General features: G+C 74.3%; 13 protein-coding genes. 3 read left to right on the top strand and 10 right to left on the bottom strand.

The window, feature by feature from the left end:
• Positions 1–12: 12 nt before the first annotated feature.
• A complete protein-coding gene (locus tag IE308_RS14325) occupies positions 13–501 on the bottom strand; it encodes an Lrp/AsnC family transcriptional regulator (protein WP_190218189.1) in 489 nt (162 codons plus the stop codon).
• 109 nt (positions 502–610) lie between these two features.
• On the opposite strand from IE308_RS14325, the gene IE308_RS14320 reads away from it, so the two are divergent.
• A complete protein-coding gene (locus IE308_RS14320) occupies positions 611–1783 on the top strand; it encodes a trans-sulfuration enzyme family protein (protein WP_229908867.1) in 1173 nt (390 codons plus the stop codon).
• A gap of 76 nt (positions 1784–1859) precedes the next feature.
• Here IE308_RS14320 and IE308_RS14315 read toward each other — a convergent pair whose 3' ends face one another.
• The 4 genes from IE308_RS14315 to IE308_RS14300 all read right to left on the bottom strand — a co-directional run bounded on the left by IE308_RS14315 (position 1860) and on the right by IE308_RS14300 (position 6881).
• Positions 1860–3221, bottom strand: a complete 1362-nt coding sequence (locus IE308_RS14315) for a GNAT family N-acetyltransferase (RefSeq protein WP_190218322.1) — start codon at positions 3219–3221, stop codon at positions 1860–1862.
• A 245-nt stretch (positions 3222–3466) separates the two neighbouring features.
• Complete coding sequence (locus IE308_RS14310) at positions 3467–5050, bottom strand: alkaline phosphatase D family protein (RefSeq protein WP_190218187.1); 1584 nt, start codon at positions 5048–5050, stop codon at positions 3467–3469.
• Between the two features lie 207 nt (positions 5051–5257).
• Positions 5258–6088: an alpha/beta fold hydrolase gene (locus tag IE308_RS14305; protein WP_190218186.1), complete on the bottom strand. Its 831-nt coding sequence runs from the start codon at positions 6086–6088 to the stop codon at positions 5258–5260.
• 139 nt (positions 6089–6227) lie between these two features.
• Positions 6228–6881, bottom strand: coding sequence for an NADPH-dependent F420 reductase (locus IE308_RS14300; RefSeq protein WP_190218185.1), 654 nt, complete (start codon positions 6879–6881; stop codon positions 6228–6230).
• Between the two features lie 302 nt (positions 6882–7183).
• Here IE308_RS14300 and IE308_RS14295 point away from each other — a divergent pair, with 302 nt between their 5' ends.
• Positions 7184–7939, top strand: a complete 756-nt coding sequence (locus IE308_RS14295; RefSeq protein WP_190218184.1) for a GntR family transcriptional regulator — start codon at positions 7184–7186, stop codon at positions 7937–7939.
• A gap of 67 nt (positions 7940–8006) precedes the next feature.
• Here the strand turns inward: IE308_RS14295 and IE308_RS14290 are convergent, their stop codons facing one another.
• The 5 genes from IE308_RS14290 to IE308_RS14270 form a co-directional block, all read right to left on the bottom strand.
• Complete coding sequence (locus IE308_RS14290; RefSeq protein ID WP_110626725.1) at positions 8007–9164, bottom strand: ROK family transcriptional regulator; 1158 nt, start codon at positions 9162–9164, stop codon at positions 8007–8009.
• 102 nt (positions 9165–9266) lie between these two features.
• On the bottom strand, positions 9267–9935 hold the full coding sequence (locus IE308_RS14285) for a response regulator transcription factor (protein ID WP_110636119.1): 669 nt from the start codon (positions 9933–9935) through the stop codon (positions 9267–9269).
• Between the two features lie 14 nt (positions 9936–9949).
• Positions 9950–14785, bottom strand: a complete 4836-nt coding sequence (locus IE308_RS14280) for a wHTH domain-containing protein (RefSeq protein WP_190218183.1) — start codon at positions 14783–14785, stop codon at positions 9950–9952.
• 4 nt (positions 14786–14789) lie between these two features.
• On the bottom strand, positions 14790–15125 hold the full coding sequence (locus IE308_RS14275) for a Pepco domain-containing protein (RefSeq protein WP_110626723.1): 336 nt from the start codon (positions 15123–15125) through the stop codon (positions 14790–14792).
• Between the two features lie 83 nt (positions 15126–15208).
• Complete coding sequence (locus IE308_RS14270; RefSeq protein WP_190218321.1) at positions 15209–16402, bottom strand: sensor histidine kinase; 1194 nt, start codon at positions 16400–16402, stop codon at positions 15209–15211.
• A 118-nt stretch (positions 16403–16520) separates the two neighbouring features.
• On the opposite strand from IE308_RS14270, the gene IE308_RS14265 reads away from it, so the two are divergent.
• Complete coding sequence (locus IE308_RS14265; protein ID WP_190218182.1) at positions 16521–17441, top strand: ATP-binding cassette domain-containing protein; 921 nt, start codon at positions 16521–16523, stop codon at positions 17439–17441.
• Position 17442: the final 1 nt, after the last annotated feature.

Genomic DNA, 17442 nt, shown 5'->3' with positions numbered 1-17442 from the left:
CGCGGGCGGCGGTCACACGGACGGGGCCGGCCCCGGCGGGAGCAGCGGCCCGCAGTCCCACTGCTGGAAGATCAACCGCGTCTCCACGCGGGCGACTTCGCGGCGCGCGGTGAACTCGTCGAGCACCAGCCGCTGCAGGTCGGCCATGTCGGCCACGGCGACATGCACCAGGTAGTCGTCGGGGCCGGTCAGGTGGAAGACGGTCAGCGCCTCCGGCAGCGCGCGGATCCGCTCCACGAACGGCCCCACCAGCTCCCGCCGGTGCGGGCGCACCTGCACCGACAGCAGCGCCTGCAGCCCGCGCCCCAGCTTGGCCGGATCGAGGCGCAGCTTGTGACCGAGGATCACCCCGCTGCGGCGCAGCCGCGTCACCCGGTCAAGACACGTCGACGGGGCGACCCCGACCTGCGCGGCGAGGTCCCGGTAGGTGGTCCGGGCGTCGTTCTGCAGCAGCCTGAGCAGATGGAGATCCACCGGATCCAGTACGACTGATTCGGCCATGCGGCGAACGTAGCACGGGATTCCGACCCCGGACCCCGGTCGGTGTTCACTCTTCCGCTCACGGGCCGCGTCCCGTCGACACCCCGCAACGACGCAAGTGGAGACGCCTGTGGACACCCACCGCACCGCCACCAGAGCGCTGGCCACCGAGGCCGTGCACGCCGGCCGCGACGATCTCGCGCGCCAGGGCCTGCACGCGCCGCCCATCGACCTGTCCACCACCTACCCGTCCTACGACAGCCGGGCCGAGGCCGCCCGGATCGACGCCTTCGCCGCCACGGGCGCCGAGCTGGAGGGGCCGCCGGTCTACGCCCGGCTCGGCAACCCGACCGTCGCCCGCTTCGAGACCGCGCTGGCCCGGCTGGAGGGCACCGAGGCCGCGGTCGCGTTCGCCAGCGGCATGGCGGCCCTGAGCGCCGTCCTGCTGGCCCGCGCCTCGATGGGGCTGCGGCACGTGGTCGCCGTACGGCCGCTGTACGGCTGCAGCGACCATCTGCTGACCGCCGGCGTGCTCGGCTCGGAGGTCACCTGGACCGACCCGGCCGGCATCGCGGACGCGCTGCGCGCCGACACCGGGCTGGTCATGGTGGAGTCGCCGGCCAACCCGACGCTGGCCGAGGTGGACCTGAGGGCCGTCGCGCACGCCTGTGGCAGCGTCCCGCTGCTCGCCGACAACACCTTCGCCACGCCGGTGCTCCAGCGGCCCGCCGAGCAGGGGGCGCGGCTGGTGCTGCACAGCGCGACCAAGTACCTCGGCGGACACGGGGACGTGATGGCCGGCGTGGTCGCCTGCGACGAGGAGTTCGCCGGGCGGCTGCGGCAGGTGCGGTTCGCCACCGGCGGGGTGCTGCACCCGCTCGCCGGGTACCTGCTGCTGCGCGGTCTGTCGACGCTGCCGGTGCGGGTGCGGGCCGCCTCGGCGACCGCCGCCGAGCTGGCTGGCCGGCTCGCGGCCGATCCGCGGGTGGCGGGCGTCCACTATCCGCGCATCGGCGGCGCGATGGTCGCCTTCGAGACGCACGGCGACCCGCACGCCGTCATCTCCGGCGTCCGCCTGATCACCCCGGCGGTCAGCCTCGGCAGCGTCGACACGCTCATCCAGCACCCGGCCTCCATCAGCCACCGCATCGTCGACGCCGACGACCGCCGCGGCGCGGGCGTGAGCGACCGTCTGCTGCGGATGTCGGTGGGCCTGGAGGACGTCGAGGACCTGTGGGCCGACCTGGACCAGGCGCTCGCGGGGGCGCAGGTCCCGGCCGAGGCGGCCTCCGCCGCCCGCTGAGCGGCGGCATGCTCGCGGCCCGGCAGGTCACCTGCCGGGCCGCACGTCGTCCCCCGCCTGTCGGTCGGTCCTGGGTTCAGTCCTGGGCGATGTGCTCGCCGTACGGCAGCCGCCGGACCGCCGGTGCCGCTTCCAGGCGGGCGGTGATCACCAGGGTGCCCTCCTCGACCTGGTAGTCGAGGGGCAGGCCGAGGCCGCGCATCGCGGCGACCATGCCGGTGTTGGAGGCCTGCGTCACCGCGTAGACGCTCTCGCAGCCCGCCTCGACCGCCATCGCCACCAGCCGGGTGAGGAGTTCGCCGCCGATGCCGCGCCGCTGCCAGTCGTCCTCGATCAGCAGCGCGACCTCGGTCTCGTCGCCGTCCCACAGCAGATGGCCGAGCCCGACGATCCGGCCCGAGGCGGTCTGCACCGCGAGGGTGCGTCCGAAGCGCGGGCTGAGCAGGTGGGTGAGGTAGCGGTCGGCGTCCGAGACGGGGCCGTGGTAGCGCATCGACAGGGTGCGCGCCGAGCACCGCTCGTGCATCGCCTTCGCGGCCTCCAGGTCACCCGGGTCGGCCCGCCGTACGGTGATGGCGTTGCCCTCGGGCAGGGTCAGCACGTCCTGCCCGACGGGGACCCGCGGCCCGAGCCGGGCGTCCAGCTCCACCAGGGCCCGCGCCCGCGCGAACTCGGTCGGCGTGAACGGCAGATACGGCCGCTCCACGGTGAGGACGCCGCCCTCCGGCCCGCGCAGCCGCATCACGGTGTCCTCCAGCACGCCCTCGACGGGGACGGCCTGCGCGCCGTGCCCCTCGCGGGCCAGGGTCGCGGGAGACTGCCGGATCGTGCAGCGGCCCAGCAACTGCCTGAGCGCGAGAGGCAGTTCGGCCGCATCCAGCGCGGTGCGGGTGGCCAGGCCCAGCAGCCGGGTCGGCGCGTCCACCAGGTCGTGGGCGTCGGCGCGCTCGATCCAGGTGCCGGTGCCGCCGGCCGCCGCCACCGCCCGGGTGAGGTCGGCCGCCGCCAGGTCGCCCGGGGCGCGCAGCAGGAACTCGTCGACGGTGGTCTCGCCCAGCGGGTGCGTCTGCAGGCTGAGGATGTCCACGCGGCGGTCGGCGAGGGCCGTGCACAGCGCCGCCAGCGAACCGGGCTCGTCCCGTACGGTCGTCCGCATCCGCCACAGTACGCTCGGCCCGGCGTCGGGCTGCCCGTCGGGCCCGGCCGGCTGCGCTGCGGGCAGCGGCCGGGCGCCGGTATCGCTCGTGGGCGGTGCGTGGCCGTGGCGCCGTGCCCACCAGGTGTGGAAGGCGGCCGTGGCGACCAGCACGACGGCCGAGATCAGCAGCAGGGCGGGCCCGTCGGGGCCGTGCCCGATCAGGTTCGCGACCGCGTCGGCCACCGCCACGGCCGTGAACAGGGCGGCGAGTTCGACGACATCGCGCCGCCAGTGGTGCACCGGGCGGCCGTTCTTCGCCCGCCTCAGGCGAGTCATGTCCGTTTTCATGCAGCCACTGTGAAGGAACGGTGTTGCGTGATCACGAACGCCTTGTGACCGACGGGTAAAGGATCCTTATGACCGGTTCCTCACCTTCGTTGCGGTCAGGTAACGCCGCTGGTGAGGGCTTCCGGCCGCGCACCGGGGGATGACGCCGGTGCGCGGCACGCGACCGAGGGTACGGGAACCGGGCCGCCGCGGACCCGCTACTGGCCGACCCGGCCCGGCTGGAGCACCTTCGTGAAGAGCACCGTGCCGTCCTGCTCGCGCAGCCGCACCGTCATCTCGCCGCTGTCGCCGTCGATGTCGACCTCGCCGAAGAACTGGTAGCCCTCGGCCGGGGAGACGTTGGCCCGCGTCGGCGCCTTCACGAACACCCGGTCCGGCCCGAACGTGCCGTCCAGCGCGCTCGCCGGGAACGCGCCCGCGTTCAGCGGACCGGAGACGAACTCCCAGAACGGCGCGAAGTCCTTGAACGCCGCCCGCGCGGGGTCGTAGTGCTGCGCGGAGGTGTGGTGCACATCGGCCGTCAGCCACACCGTCCCGGTGATCCCGCGGTGCTTGACGAACCGCAGCAGCTCCGCGATCTGCAGCTCCCGGCCGAGCGGCGCGCCCGGGTCGCCCTGCGCGACGGCCTCGAAGTTCGGCCTGCCCTCGACGCCGTCCGGCACGACCAGCCCGAGCGGCATGTCCGAGGCGATCACCTTCCACACCGCCCGCGACCGGCTCAGCTCACGCTTGAGCCACTCCAGCTGCTCGCGGCCGAGGATGCCCTGCGGGTCGGTGGTCTGGTCGTCGGGCGAGTTGGCGTTGCGGTAGGTGCGCATGTCGAGCACGAACACGTCGAGCAGCGGCCCGTGGTGGACGACCCGGTAGATGCGGCCGTCCGGGCGGCCGGAGAGCGTGGACACCGGGAAGTACTCGGCGAACGCCCGCCGGGCGCGCGCCGCGAGGTCGTCCAGGCGGGTGCCGGCCGGGTAGGCGGTGCCGGTGTCGATCACCTCGCCCGGGTACCAGTTGTTGCGCACCTCGTGGTCGTCCCACTGGACGATCGACGGCACCTGCGCGTTGAACCGGCGCAGCGCCCGGTCCAGCAGGTTGTAGCGGAAGTTGCCGCGGTAGTCGGCGAGGCTGACCGCGACGTGCGCCTTCTCCTCGGTGGTGACGCTGCGGTACAGGCTCCCATCGGGGAGCGCGGCGGTGGCCGGGATGGGGCCGTCCGCGTAGATGTTGTCGCCGCTGCACAGGAAGAAGTCCGGGTCCAGTTTGGCCATCGCGTCGAAGATGCGGTAGCCGCCGATCGACTCGTTGATGCCCCAGCCCTGCCCGGCCAGGTCACCGGACCACACGAACCGCACGCCCTGCCGCCGCCGGACGGGCGCGGTGCGGAAGGTCCCGGTCACCGGCTCGCCGGTACGGCGCGGGTCGTCGGGGTCGGCGAGCAGCACCCGGTAGTGGATCTGCTCGCCCGGCGGCAGCCCGCGCAGCCGGGTCGTACCGGTGAAGTCGGTGTCCGGGCCGAGTAGCGGGCCGAGCCGGCGGCGGGGGTTGCGGAACGACTCGGTGGCGGACGTCTCGACCACCATCCGGGCCGGCCGGTCCGACCGCACCCAGACCAGCCCGGAGTCGGCGGTCACGTCCCCGGCCTGCACCCCCCAGCCCGCCTCGGGCCGCCCGGACAGCGCGAACGCCGGTGCCGCGCCGAGGCCGGCGGGCAGGGTGAGGGCCGCCGACGCGGCCAGCGAGCCGCGCAGCACGCTGCGGCGGCCGGGAAGCGGACGGTGTGACATGAAAGGGCCCTCCAGGGACGGGATTCGGCCGATGTGCAGAGCCACACCTACTGGTGCGCCACGGCGCACACGGAAACCACAGGTGAACAACTCCCTGACGGCACACGGGAGCAGACGTCCCGCCCGTCCCTTTCATCCCGATGGCGTCGGTACGTCACCCCGTCCGGGGGCCACCCGATCCGATACCGGCGGCTGACTGACGCCCTGTCAGCGGCTGCCGTCCAGGATCACCCGGGCGACGAGGGCCGGGTCGTCGTTCATCGGGCAGTGCCCGCAGCCCGGCAGCCGTACCAGGCGGGCCCGCGGCATCAGCTGCTTGGCGCGCACGCCCTGGCGGCGCAGCAGCAGCCGGTCCTGGGTGCCCCAGGCCACGGTGACGGGCAGCCCCGCGAGGTCGTCGGTGAAGCGGGCCGTCGTACCAGCCCGCAGCGTCGGCGCGAACCCGGCGGCCTCGGCGAGCGCCCGGGTCTCGGCGACCACGGCCTCGGGGGAGCGGCGGGCGGGACGGGCGTAGATGGTGCTCGTCAGGGCGGTCCGGCCGGCCGCCGACCGGGACAGCTGCTCCACCAGCGGCAGCGGCAGCCGTCGCGCGATGTGCCGCATCGCCAGCAGCACCCCGAACGCGTAGCGCCGTTCGGCCTCCGACCAGAAACCGGCGGGGGAGAGCGCGGTGACCGACCGCACCAGGCGGGCGCGCCCCAGCTCCAGGGCGATCAGGCCGCCGAGCGAGTTCCCGGCCACGTGCGGCCGGTCCAGCTCCAGCGCCGCGCAGAACGCCCCGAAGACCGCGGTCGTCGTGGGCAGGTCGTAGGCGAGGCCGTCCGGCAGGGCCGGGGAGATGCCGAAGCCCGGCAGGTCCACGGCGATCACATCGCGGTCGGCGGCGAGGATGTCCGTCACCGGGTCCCAGGCCTGCCGGTGGTGGCCTATCCCGTGCAGCAGGAGCAGCGGTTCGCCGCGCCCGCGCCGCGTGTAGGAGACGGTGACGGCCTGCGGGCCGTGCGCGGAGGGGACCTTGAAGGAGACGGTGGCGGACATGGCGGTGCTCCTCGGGGCTCGCTGACAGGCGCTGGCGGGTCCGGTGGACGGGCGCTCACGGGTCCGACGGACGCCGTAGACAGCTTGTCAGCAATTGCTACCGGCCGGTAGCCCCTGGAGTCCTCTCCGCCGTGCCACCTCAACGCGCCCGGCGCAGCTCCAGGTTGAAGTCCGCGTGCCCGAACGCGCGGAAAAGGGACAGCCACAGCGGCAGCCACATCTCCACCGCCCGCGCCTCCCGGATCCCGCCCAGGTCCAGCACCCGCCCGGCCGGCCAGCCGAACTCGCCGAGCAGCGCCGTCACCTGCGCCTTGGCCTCCGCGTCCTCCCCGCACACGAACAGCACGTGCTCGCCCGGCACCCGCCCCGGGTCCACCATCACCTGACAGTTCACCGTGTTCAGGGTCTTCACCACGCGCGCGTGCGGGAACGCCCGCTGGATCTGCTCGGCCACGCTGTCCGACTCGACGGGGGACAGGCGTGCCTGCCCTTCCTCGAACGCCAGCGGGTTCGAGACGTCGATCAGCACCTTCCCGTCCAGGTGCTGCGCACCGGCCGCCTCCAGGGCGGACAGCGCCACCCGCCCGCCCACCGCGTTCACGACCACCTCGGCCGCCGCCGCGGCCTCCGCGAAGGTCCCGGCCGCCGCCCGGCCCCCCGCCTGCCGCGCCCAGTCCAGGGCGACGGGGTTGTCCTTGGTACGCGAGCCCAGCGTCACCTCGTGGCCCAGCGCGACCAGCCGGCCCCCGAGGGTGCGGCCCACCTCGCCCGTGCCCAGAACCGCGTACCGCATGGTGCCTCCCGTCGCCGTGACCGCCGGCGCCCGGCCGTCACGGTCATTCTGCTCCGGAAGCCGGGGGTCCGCCCCGACAGGCCCGTCCCATGACGGGAGCTTTGCCGTGAGGTCATCCGTGCGGCCCTGTACGAACGCCCTGTGAACGCTGTACGGCGGTGCTCCCGTGCGCCCTCCGAGCGACGGAGGATTGGTCTTGACCAAGGGTGGGGGCCGCCCTATGGTCGCAGACAAGTGCAACAACCTTTAATAAACAAGGGCGCGAAAACGCCGCCGGATTCCAGGCGATTGCGGAGGACAGGGTGGGGACCACGCAGCTGGAAACGGTGCCGGAACCAAAGTACTGGCACCTGAAGACCGTGCTCAGTGAGGCATTGGACTCCGAGTTCGCGGTGGGTGAGATCCTGCCCAACGAACGCGAGCTCGCGGCCCGTTTCGGCGTCGCCCGCGCCACGCTCCGCCAGGCCCTGGAGCAGCTCGAACTGGAGGGCCGCCTCCAGCGCCGCCGCGGCGTCGGCACGACCGTCGCGCCGCCCCGCGTGGGCGTCGCCGTCGGCACGGAGCAGCAGACCTGGCCCGGCGTGAACGGCGACGACTGGCAGCTCGTCGACTGCGCCCTCGCGGTGCCGCCGGCGGCCGTCGCCGACGCGCTCGCGACCGGCCGCGACGAAGAGGTGCACATCGTGCGCCGCACCCGCATGTCGCACGGCCAGGCCGTCGCCGCCGAACTGCTGCACGTCCCGCAGGCCTCGGTGCCCGAGCTGTCCGGCATCGACGCACCCTCCGGTCCGGCACGCGCGCGTGCCGTGCTGCGCGAGCTGCAGCGTCTGGAGCTGGACGGCCAGGACCGGGCCGTGGAGCTGGGGTCCGCGCGGGCCGACGACGCCAAGGCGCTGGACCGGCTGCCGGGTGCGCCCGTCCTCCTCGTCACGACCCGCTTCTTCGCCGAGGGCCGCACCGCCGCGCTCTCCGTGGCCACCTACCGCGCCGACACCTGCCGGCTGACGTTCGGCGGCGGCGTGGAGATCCACCACGGACCGGAGACCCAGGCGTCCTGACGGCGAGCGAACCGCCCCGCACGGGACCCGACCGGCCCGCCCCCGGAACTCCGCCGGGGCGGGCCGGTCACCTGCGCGCGGTCACCGTGCCCTCCACCGCGAACAGCTGCTCCTCCACGTGGTCCAGGGCCAGCCGCAGCGCGCCCATCGACACGGCCGCCTCGCCGAGCAGCGACAGCGCGACCTTCGGCACCCGCAGGCAGTAGCGCTCCAGTTCCCGCCGCAGCGGCTCCAGTACGCCGTCCAGACCCGCCGCCCAGCCCCCGACGACGACCAGCTCGGGATCGAGGGCCAGCACCAGCGCGGCCACGTCGTGCACCAGCCGCTGGATGAACCGGTCCACGGCCGCCCGGGCCCGCTGATCGCCCTCCCGGGCCTGCGCGAAGACCTGCGCGACGGCCTGCTCGTCCAGCGGGTGAAGCGGCTCGTCGGTGGTGGACAGCAGCGTCTCCGGGGTGACCTCCCGGCCCAGCAGGTGCAGCGCGCCGATCTCCCCGGCCGCCCCGCCGAACCCGCGGTGCAGCCGCCCCCCGATCAGCGCCCCCGCCCCCGGGCTCAGCCCGGCCAGCACGAACACCATGTCGTCGGACTCGGTCGCGGCGCCCTTCCAGTGCTCGGCGACGGCCGCGGCGTTGGCGTCGTTCTCCACCAGCACCGGGCACTTGAAGGACCGGCCCAGCCGCTCGCCCAGCCGCAGCCCCGTCCACCCGGGCAGTGCCGTGCCCAGCCGCACCGTGCCGTCGGCCTCCACGATCCCCGGCGTGGCCACGCCCACCGCCCGCAGCGAACTGCGCGGCACGCCGGCCCGGCGCAACAGCTCGGCCACCGCGCCGCGCAGCCGCTCCAGCCGCTCGTCGGCGTCCGCGGTCTCCTCCACGTCCCGGGCCTGCGCGCCGAGCACCTTCCCGTCGAGGTCGGCGAGGAGTGCGGCGACCCGGTGCGGGCCGATCTCCAGACCCAGCAGATGCCCGGCCTCCGCGCGGAACCGGAACCGGCGCGCCGGCCGCCCCTGCCGCCGGGCAGCGCCCTCCTCGGCCGCCTTCTCGACGACCAGACCCGCCCCGATGAGGTCCTCGACGACGCCCTCGACGGTCGGCCGGGACAGACCGGTCACCCGGGTGATCTCCGTCAGCGTCGCGCAGTCCGTGGCACGCAGCGCGTGCAGCACCACCGCGGAATTGATCCTTCGCAGCAGCGAGGGATCCCCGCCGGTCAGCCGCCCCACCGTCCGTCCTCCCAGCTCGTGCGCGTGTTGGCCGGATCGTACTCGGCGCATGGGACCCCGGCGAGTGCCGGGCCCGGGCACCGGTCGTCCCCGCCGCCCGGCTCAGCCCGGCGTCACGAACCCCGACTCGTACGCCGCGATCACCGCCTGGGTGCGGTCCCGCGCCCCCAGCTTGGCCAGCACGGCGCTCACATGGGACTTCACCGTCTCGGTGCCGACGACGAGCCGGGCCGCGATCTCCGCGTTCGACAGCCCGCGCGCCATCAGCCGCAGCACCTCGCCCTCCCGCTCGGTCAGCCGGGCCCGCTCCAGCGCGGCCCGCGCCGCCCGGTTCCCGCCGCCCTCGCCGTCGCCGTACTCCGCCGCCAACCGCCGTACGGACGCCGGGAACAGCAGCGACTCGCCCTCCGCGACCAGCCGTACCGCGTGCACGATCTCCGCGGGCCGCGCCCGCTTCAGCAGGAACCCGTCGGCACCCGCGCGCAGCGCCCGGTACACGTACTCGTCGTTCTCGAACGTCGTCACGACGAGGATCTTCGGCGGCTCGTCCACCGTCCGCAGCAGCGCGCGCGTGGCCTCGATCCCGTCCATCAGCGGCATCCGTACGTCCATCGCCACCACGTCCGGCCGCAGCCGCCGCACCAGCGGGATCACCGCGGCCCCGTCGGCCGCCTCCCCGACGACCTCGATGTCGGACTGCGCCTGCAGAACGGCGCGCAGCCCCGCACGGACGAGGGGTTCGTCGTCGACGAGAAGGACGGTGACCGGCATCCGGCCAGCGTAGATCACGCCGACGGGGCGTCCTGCCGGGCGACGGGCCGCTGCGCGACCACCACGCGCGCCGCGTCCGGGAACCAGTCCTGCGCCGCGTGGCGGAACCCCAGGCGTGAAGCCTCCAGCGCCACCTCTCGGAACGGCCTCCGCAGCCGGACGGCCAGCGCCGCGAGATCCGGCAAGGACACCTCGTCGCCGTCGCCGAGGCGGCCGAAGGACTCCTCCTGCCGTGAGGTGAGCAGACCGGCCAGGCGCTCCCCCGGGGAGGGAGCCGCGAACGACTCGGCCGGTTCCGTGAGGCGGCAGCCCAGTTCCGTCAGCCTTTCGGCCAGCTCTCCGGCCGGGCGGCCCAGGCGCTGCGCGGCGACCCGGACGTGTGAGGCCGGAATCGCCTCGGCCGGGCTGTCGAGATAGCGCCCGTCGGGCAGGTACGGGGCGATCAGGTCGTAGTCGCCGACGGACAGCCCGTCGAGCACCGGGTCCTCCGCTGGAAGCGGATGGCCCAGCTCCGCCAGGCGCCGGCGGACGTCCGCCAGGGGAATCTCCAGCTCCTCGGCGGTTTCCAGCAGATGGCGCCGGGTGACCGGCCGGCCGGGCTGCAGATAGCGGCCCTGCCGCTGGTACCCCTCGCTGAGCAGGAGCAGGTCGGTGGGGGAGAGTTCGGTCCAGGGCGGCCCGACGGGCGGCGGAGCGAACCCGTGCGCGTGCAGCCGGGCGGACACCTCGTCCACGCCGAGGCCGGTCGTCTTCGCCGCGCCGATCAAGTGGACCGGCGACAGGGCCTCGTCCGGATCGAGCCAGGGGGCCTGTCCGTCCAGGTCCCGGCTGAGGATCAGCCTGTCGTCGTCCGCCAGGGGCGCCGTGTGCAGGTGTTTCCCGGTGACGTCGATGCCCAGTTCCGCGAGGCGCGCGGCCGTCTCCGCGGGCGCCCGGTGCAGCGCCGCCGCGGCGACGGTGATCCGCGCGCCGGAGAGGGGCTGGGGCCCGTCGGCGGAGGACTGGACGCCGGTTCCCCGGTAGACCTCGTTCAGCAGCCGCTCGTCGCTCTCGTCGCCCTCGGCGCAGTCCTGTGGGGGTTCCTGGACCACGTATCCGAGCCGCCGCAGACGCCAGGCCGTCTCCGCCACGCTGTCGTGCCCGCAGAGCGCCGAGTACAGCAGCTGGGGCCAGGTGACCGGGCGGTCCGGGAGCAGCCAGGTGAACATGCCCACCTCGCGCAGGTACGGCAGGTCCGCCGGCCCCAGATCGGCGGACACCGACAGGGGAGGCACCGGCAGGCCCAGCGCGGTGAGCCGCTCGGCCACCTCCCCGGCGGTGCTGCCGGTGTCCTGCACCCAGCCGAAGACCTGGCCCAGCTCCACAGGGCCCTGCTGGTCGCACCACTTGGGCAGCGTGTCGAGGGGCGGGACCCCGGCCCGGACGAGACGGTCGGCGGGTGTGAAGTCGTGGTCGAACCGCTTGGTGTACAGCTCCTCGGCCCGCCAGGACCGTCGTCGGCGCTTCCAGGCGGCGATCCCGTCATGGACGTACCCGCTGAGCAGGTGGAGGTCGGTGGGCACCGCGGTGAGGACCGGGGACGCCGTGACCACGTCGGTGGTGGGGCCGCCGATGCCCGCCTGCAGCAGGGCGAGCAGGCGCCAGCGGACGACGTGGTCCGGCATGGCGGCGAGGAGCAGGTGCTCGCCCTCGCCCCACGGCTCGGACCGGGGCGGCGTCTCGCCGGTGAGCGCGCACACGATCAGGTCGTCGGGCAGGAACACGCCGCTCGCGGCGACCGGCACCTCGTACCCCAGGTACGTCCAGGTCACCCCGGCCGCGGCGGCGTGGCGCACACAGGCCACGGCGAGCTTCTCGTCGGAGTCGACCACCTGCAGCAGCCAGTCGTACGTGAACACGGAACTGGCGATGAGTTCGGGCAGGCCCGCGTGCTTGAGGTGCTCGACCGCCTGCTCGTCGAAGCGCTGCAGCTCCACCCGGTCCACGGACAGCAGTTCCGGACGCAGTTCGTCGCGCAGGTCGACGACCAGGCCGAAGGCCGCGCGGTCCGTCTTGATGCCGTCCGCGAGCAACATGCCCTGACCGCCCACCCAGTACAGCTTGCCGTCACCGACCCTGGCCGTGGCGGGCCCCTTCCGCCCGGACCGCCGGACCGTTCGGCGGGGCTCCTGCTGATGCTCCCGCAGCGCCTCGACGCGCAGTTCGTTCGGCTCCCAGACCGTCGGGGTGCCGCCCGTCGAGACGACGGTGCGGTACGGGGCGATCCACAGGTGCTCGTTCAGCACCCTCAGACACGACACCGGAAGCTCGTCGTGCTCGGGCGGGTTGAGGTACAGCGTGACCGTGGTGCCGGCCTCCCGCCGCGGGTCGTACGGCAGCGGATCGATCCGGAAGAGCGTTCCCGGGCCGGCGATGGACACCCGCAGGGGCTGTCCGGGACGCCCGTCCATGCCGAAGCGGCACGTCTCGACGGTGATCTCGTCGGCCAGCATGAAGTAGCTGAGCACGCCGATGCCGAACCGGCTGTTGGGATACAGCCGCAGATCCTCGGCATGCTGCTGCCACAGTGCCATCTCCCGCACGTACTCCGGGAGGTGCACGAAACGTGCTCCCGCCTCGGCGAAGGCGTTGCGGATCTCGCCTTCCCCCATGCCGATGCCGTTGTCGTGGCAGCGCAGGAAGCGGCGGCCCTCGGCGTCGACGCCCTGGGTGAAGGTGATGGTGCCCTCCCAGGGCGGCAGGTCGGCGCCGGTGCGGCGCAGGTACTCCGTGCGCAGGTCCCGGTGGCGGCACGCGTCCATGGCGTTCTGGTACATCTCGCGCACGGCGAGGTCCGGGTTCTTGTAGAGGTTGCGCCCCATCAGCAGGTCGAGGACGCGTTCCTCGTCGGCGCGGAACCGGATCGCCCGGCGCAGGTGGACCGGGGCGTCGAGGTCGGCGCCGGCCCGGGCGGGCAGGCCGTCCAGCGGGCGCAGGTCCCAGGGCAGGTCGGTGATCTCACCGATCTCCCGCAGCACTCCGTCGATCTGCTCGCAGTACATCTCCAGGGCGAGCGCGCCCACGTGGTGCCCGGCGGCGGCCCGCAGGGTGATGCTCTTGCCCAGGTGGTCCCAGTACGCGTTCTGCAGCTGGCCCCGCAGGTCCAGCAGGTTGATCTGGTCGCGGACCGCGAGGTTCTGCACCACGACCGGTGGCAGCGCGAGCGGCACCACGGCGCGGGCCCGGGCCAGCTTCAGCAGGACGGCGACCAGCCGCTCGCGCACATGGTGCTGGTCGACCAGGCCGCCCGCGACGATGGACTTGGCGGGCAGGGCCATGCCGCCGACACCGGTGCCCGCCGGTGCCGGGGTGCCCTCGCGGAGCAGCGAGAACGGCGACACGCGCAGTTCGTTGACGAGCCGGAGCAGCCGGTCGTGACCGAGGGCCTCGTCGACCCAGCCGTCCGCCGCCCCGGCGCCCGTGCCGCCGGGGTGCTCCGCGGCCGGAAGCAGGGGCGTCACGACGGACGGGTGGTACGACTCGCCCCGGTGCAGCAGCCACCGGTGGAACAGCCACCAGCGGATGTCGCGCACGGCGCCCGCGTTGCCCGCCCGGCGGGCCTGCTCCATGCGCCGCCGCTCCCGCGGATAGCGCTCGGTGAACGTGGTGAACTGCGGCGGCTCCTCCTGGAGGGCCGACACCTCGGCCGCGGCGATGCCGACCTCGACGGTGTGCGTCAGGAAGGGCAGCAACGCGAGGAGCGCCGCCTCGGTGGGCTGGAGATCGGTCAGCGGCTCCGGGCGCTCGGACGGGGCGCCCGTCACGAGCTGCGCCAGCTGCTGGCTGGTGCGCCGGGCGTGCAGCGGATCGTGCCAGGGGTCGCCGGCCAGCAACGGCTCGTCCCGCTCGTTGGCCGCCGCGAGGCGCGCGGCGATGGCGGCGCAGCGCTCCTTCAGCGAGGCCAGGACGGCCGGCTGCGCCTCGGGGACCAGGCTCCACACCTTGTGCTCGGCGACGAGGCGGACCCATTCGTGGTCGTCGTACGAGCGCGGGGCGGCGTCCTCGGCGCCGGGAGCGGCGGGCAGGACGACGATCTCGTCCTGCGCGGGCCCGCTGGTGATCTGGTGGTCGACGCGCTGCGGAGGCCCGCTCTTCCCGCACAGCGTGTGCAGCTCCGTGACGCGGGTCTGGAGCGCCTCCAGCAGTCCGGGCAGGGTCACCCGGGGCGTGGGAGCCTCGACGAGGTCGGTGAGGGCGCGGGTGAACAGGCTGAACGCACCGGTCTCCGCGGATTCGCCCGCCGCCTCGCCCCGCGCCCACAGCGCCTGTTCCAACGGCGAGCAGGCGAAGACACGGGCCACCTTGCGGCGCCGCTCCAGCTTCCAGTCCAGGTCCTTCCTGCGCCGCACCAGCTGGAGGGGCCCCTTGGCCTCCTGCCGGACCCCCTCCCGGCAGATGTCGAACAGGAAGACGACGGTGCCGGCCTCGCTGCTGGAGACCGCCCGGGCCGCCCAGTCGACCGGTACCGACTCCTCGATGTGGTCGTCGTACGGGTGCAGGCCCTCGGGCACGAGGTAGTCGCGGCCCTCGTGCTGGATCCCGTGCCCGCTCAGCACGATCAGCACCGTGTCGTCGATCCCCGCCTCGGCCAGCGCCTTGTTGACACTGCCCCGCACGAGCGAGCCGTTGATCCCGGTGCCGTGGTCCGTCACGAAGCCGCGCGCCACCAGGTCGACACGGTCGAACCCGCGCCCCAGCAGGGCGGTGCGCAGCCGGTTCAGCTCGGCTGGGATGAAGTCGAGCGAGGGGAACGCCCCCTGGGAGGACTGGTAGTCGCTCGCCCCCACCAGAACGGCCCGGTAGCGGCCCATCCGGCTACTGCTTGAAGACCAGCGTGATCGCCCGCGTGCCCTGCACCTGCCCGGTGCCGATCAGCTGGACCCCGCCCGTGGCCGTGATCTGGAAGGACAGCTGGGCCTCCTTCAGAGGCAGGGTGCCCCCGCGCGCGGAGACCTCCGCGAACAGCTGCTGGAGGGCGTCCACGGTGGCCGCGAGGTTCTTGCGGAGCGGGCCCAGCGGGACCTGCTGGAGCACGGCGTCGCCGTTGCGCCGCAGCAGTCCCTTGGACTCGTCCAGGAGGTCCTCCACGTCGTCGGCGGACACCCAGATCGGGAGGGACGGTTCGGAGGACTCCGGCGGATCGAAGGACATGCGGATGCGGCTCCTGCTCTGCGGCCTGCGGGCGATCACCCGCCATGGTAGGGCAACTCGGCCTTGCGGACAGCGAGTTGTCATCACGCGGGCGCCCTGCTCGGGCGGGGCGTGGCCGTGCCGGGCAGGTGTGCCCGGACCGCCCAGGACCCGTCCTCGGGCCCCGACCACGCCCGTCCCCCGAGCAGCGCCGCCCGCTCGCGTATCCCGCGCAGCCCGCTGCCGCCCTCGCGGACGCGGCCAGCCGCGTCCCCCGGCAGCGGGTTGCGCACCTCCAGGTCGAGGCCGCCGTCGGTGACCGCCACGCGCACGCGGACCGGTACCGCGCCCGCGTGCCGCAGCACGTTGGTGAGGGACTCCTGGAGCATCCGGTAGCCCTCCCGGGAGACCGGCCCGGGCAGGCTCTCCAGCGGACCGGACAGCTCCGCGTCCACCTCGGCGCCCGCGGCCCGCGCCGACTCCAGCAGCCGGTCCGCCTCGGCCAGCGTGGGCCGGCCGGTCACCGGGCGCTCCGCCTCGCGCAGCACCCCGAGCACCCGCTCCAGGTCCTCCAGCGCCGCCCGCCCGGTGTCCTCGATCGCGGCCAGCGCCCGGTCGGTGAACTCCGGGTCGCCCGCCGCCCGCGCCGCGCCGGCCTGCACCACCGCCACCGTCAGCGCGTGCCCGATCGAGTCGTGCAGCTCCCGCGCGATGCGGTTGCGCTCCAGCAACTGCTCGGTGCGCTCCTCCAGCGCGGCGAGCCGCTCGGCGGGGGAGGGGCCCAGCAGCCGGCGCGCGAGCGCGGTGACCAGCTCCCCGAGGCCGACCACGAGGCCGTACAGCGCGAGCAGGGGCAGCGGCGCGAGGAAGGCGTACGACCAGTGCGGCGCGAACCGGTCGAGGAACGGCACATCGGTCACCCGGTGCCCGAGAGCTGCCGAGACGAGTTCGACGGAGAGGACCGGCAGCCACACCGTGCCGAACACCGCCGCCGCCCCCAGCAGCATGCGCGCTTCCAGCCACACCACCGTGCGCAGCCGGTCCCGCCACGTCGCCGACGGCGTCACCGCGAAGTCCGGCTCCCGCTCGCCCGGCGTCAGCAGCAACTGCGCCTGCACACCCTCACCGCGCCGCACCCCTGGCAGCAGCAGACCCAGCGGCACGAGCAGCAGCGCGGGCACCCACGGGGTCGACATGTCGATGAACAGCCACACGCTGACGGCGAGCATCGGCACCCACAGGTGCAGCAGACGGGTGTACGTCGCCCCCCGCAGCAACGGGCGCAACGGACGCGGCAGTCGGACCATGGCGCCATCGTGCCAGCCGCCACCGACAACGGACCTCCCCCGCCCGGGGGAGACGGTCTCCCCCCGCGGGGGAGGCCCGGCCCCCGGCGGCCCGGCCAGGCTTGCCGCCATGACCAGCATCGACGTCCAGGACCTCACCAAGGAGTACGGCTCCCGGCGCGCCGTGGACCACCTCACCTTCCGCGTGGAGCCGGGCCGCGTCACCGGCTTCCTCGGCCCGAACGGCGCCGGCAAGTCGACCACCCTGCGGCTCCTCCTCGGCCTCGACCGGCCGACGAACGGCACCGCGACCATCGGCGGGCGCGCCTACGCCGACTTCCCCGAACCCCTGCGCGCGGTGGGCGCGCTGCTCGACGCGGGGGCCGCGCACGGCTCCCGCACCGCCCGCGACCACCTGCGCGTCCTGGCGGCGAGCAACCGCCTCCCCGAGCGCCGGGTGGACGAGGTGCTGGAGGAGACCGGCCTCGCCCCCGTCGCCCGCCGCCGGGTGCGGACGTACTCCCTCGGCATGCGGCAGCGGCTCGGCATCGCGGCCGCCCTGCTCGGCGACCCGCCCGTGGTCCTGCTCGACGAACCGTCCAACGGCCTCGACCCCGAGGGCATCGTCTGGATCCGCGGCCTGCTGCGCCGGCTCGCCGCGCAGGGGCGCACGGTCCTGGTCTCCAGTCACCTGATGAACGAGACCGCGTCCTTCGCCGACCACCTCGTCGTCCTCGGCCGCGGCCGGCTCCTCGCCGACCTGCCCCTGCGCGAGTTCATCGACACGCGCGTGCAGCCGAGCGTACGGGTGCGCACCAGCGACCCCGCCGCCCTGCACGCCGCGCTCGCCCGGCACGGACTGCGGGCCGACGACAGCGGCGACGGCGCCTGGACCGTGCCGCACGCACGCGTGGACGAGATCGGCCGGCTCGCCTCCGAGGCGGGCGTCCCCCTCCTGGAACTCGCCGCGCGGGAGGGCACCCTGGAGGAGGCCTACCTCGATCTGACGGCGACCGAAGCCGAGTTCACCGCCCAGCACCAGGAGGCCTGAC

The sequence above is a fragment of the Streptomyces griseosporeus genome (assembly GCF_014656055.1).
In the GTDB taxonomy this organism is placed as follows: domain Bacteria; phylum Actinomycetota; class Actinomycetes; order Streptomycetales; family Streptomycetaceae; genus Streptomyces; species Streptomyces griseosporeus.
Note: the sequence above shows the minus strand (reverse complement) of the source record. Positions and strands in the feature narration are given on the sequence as shown.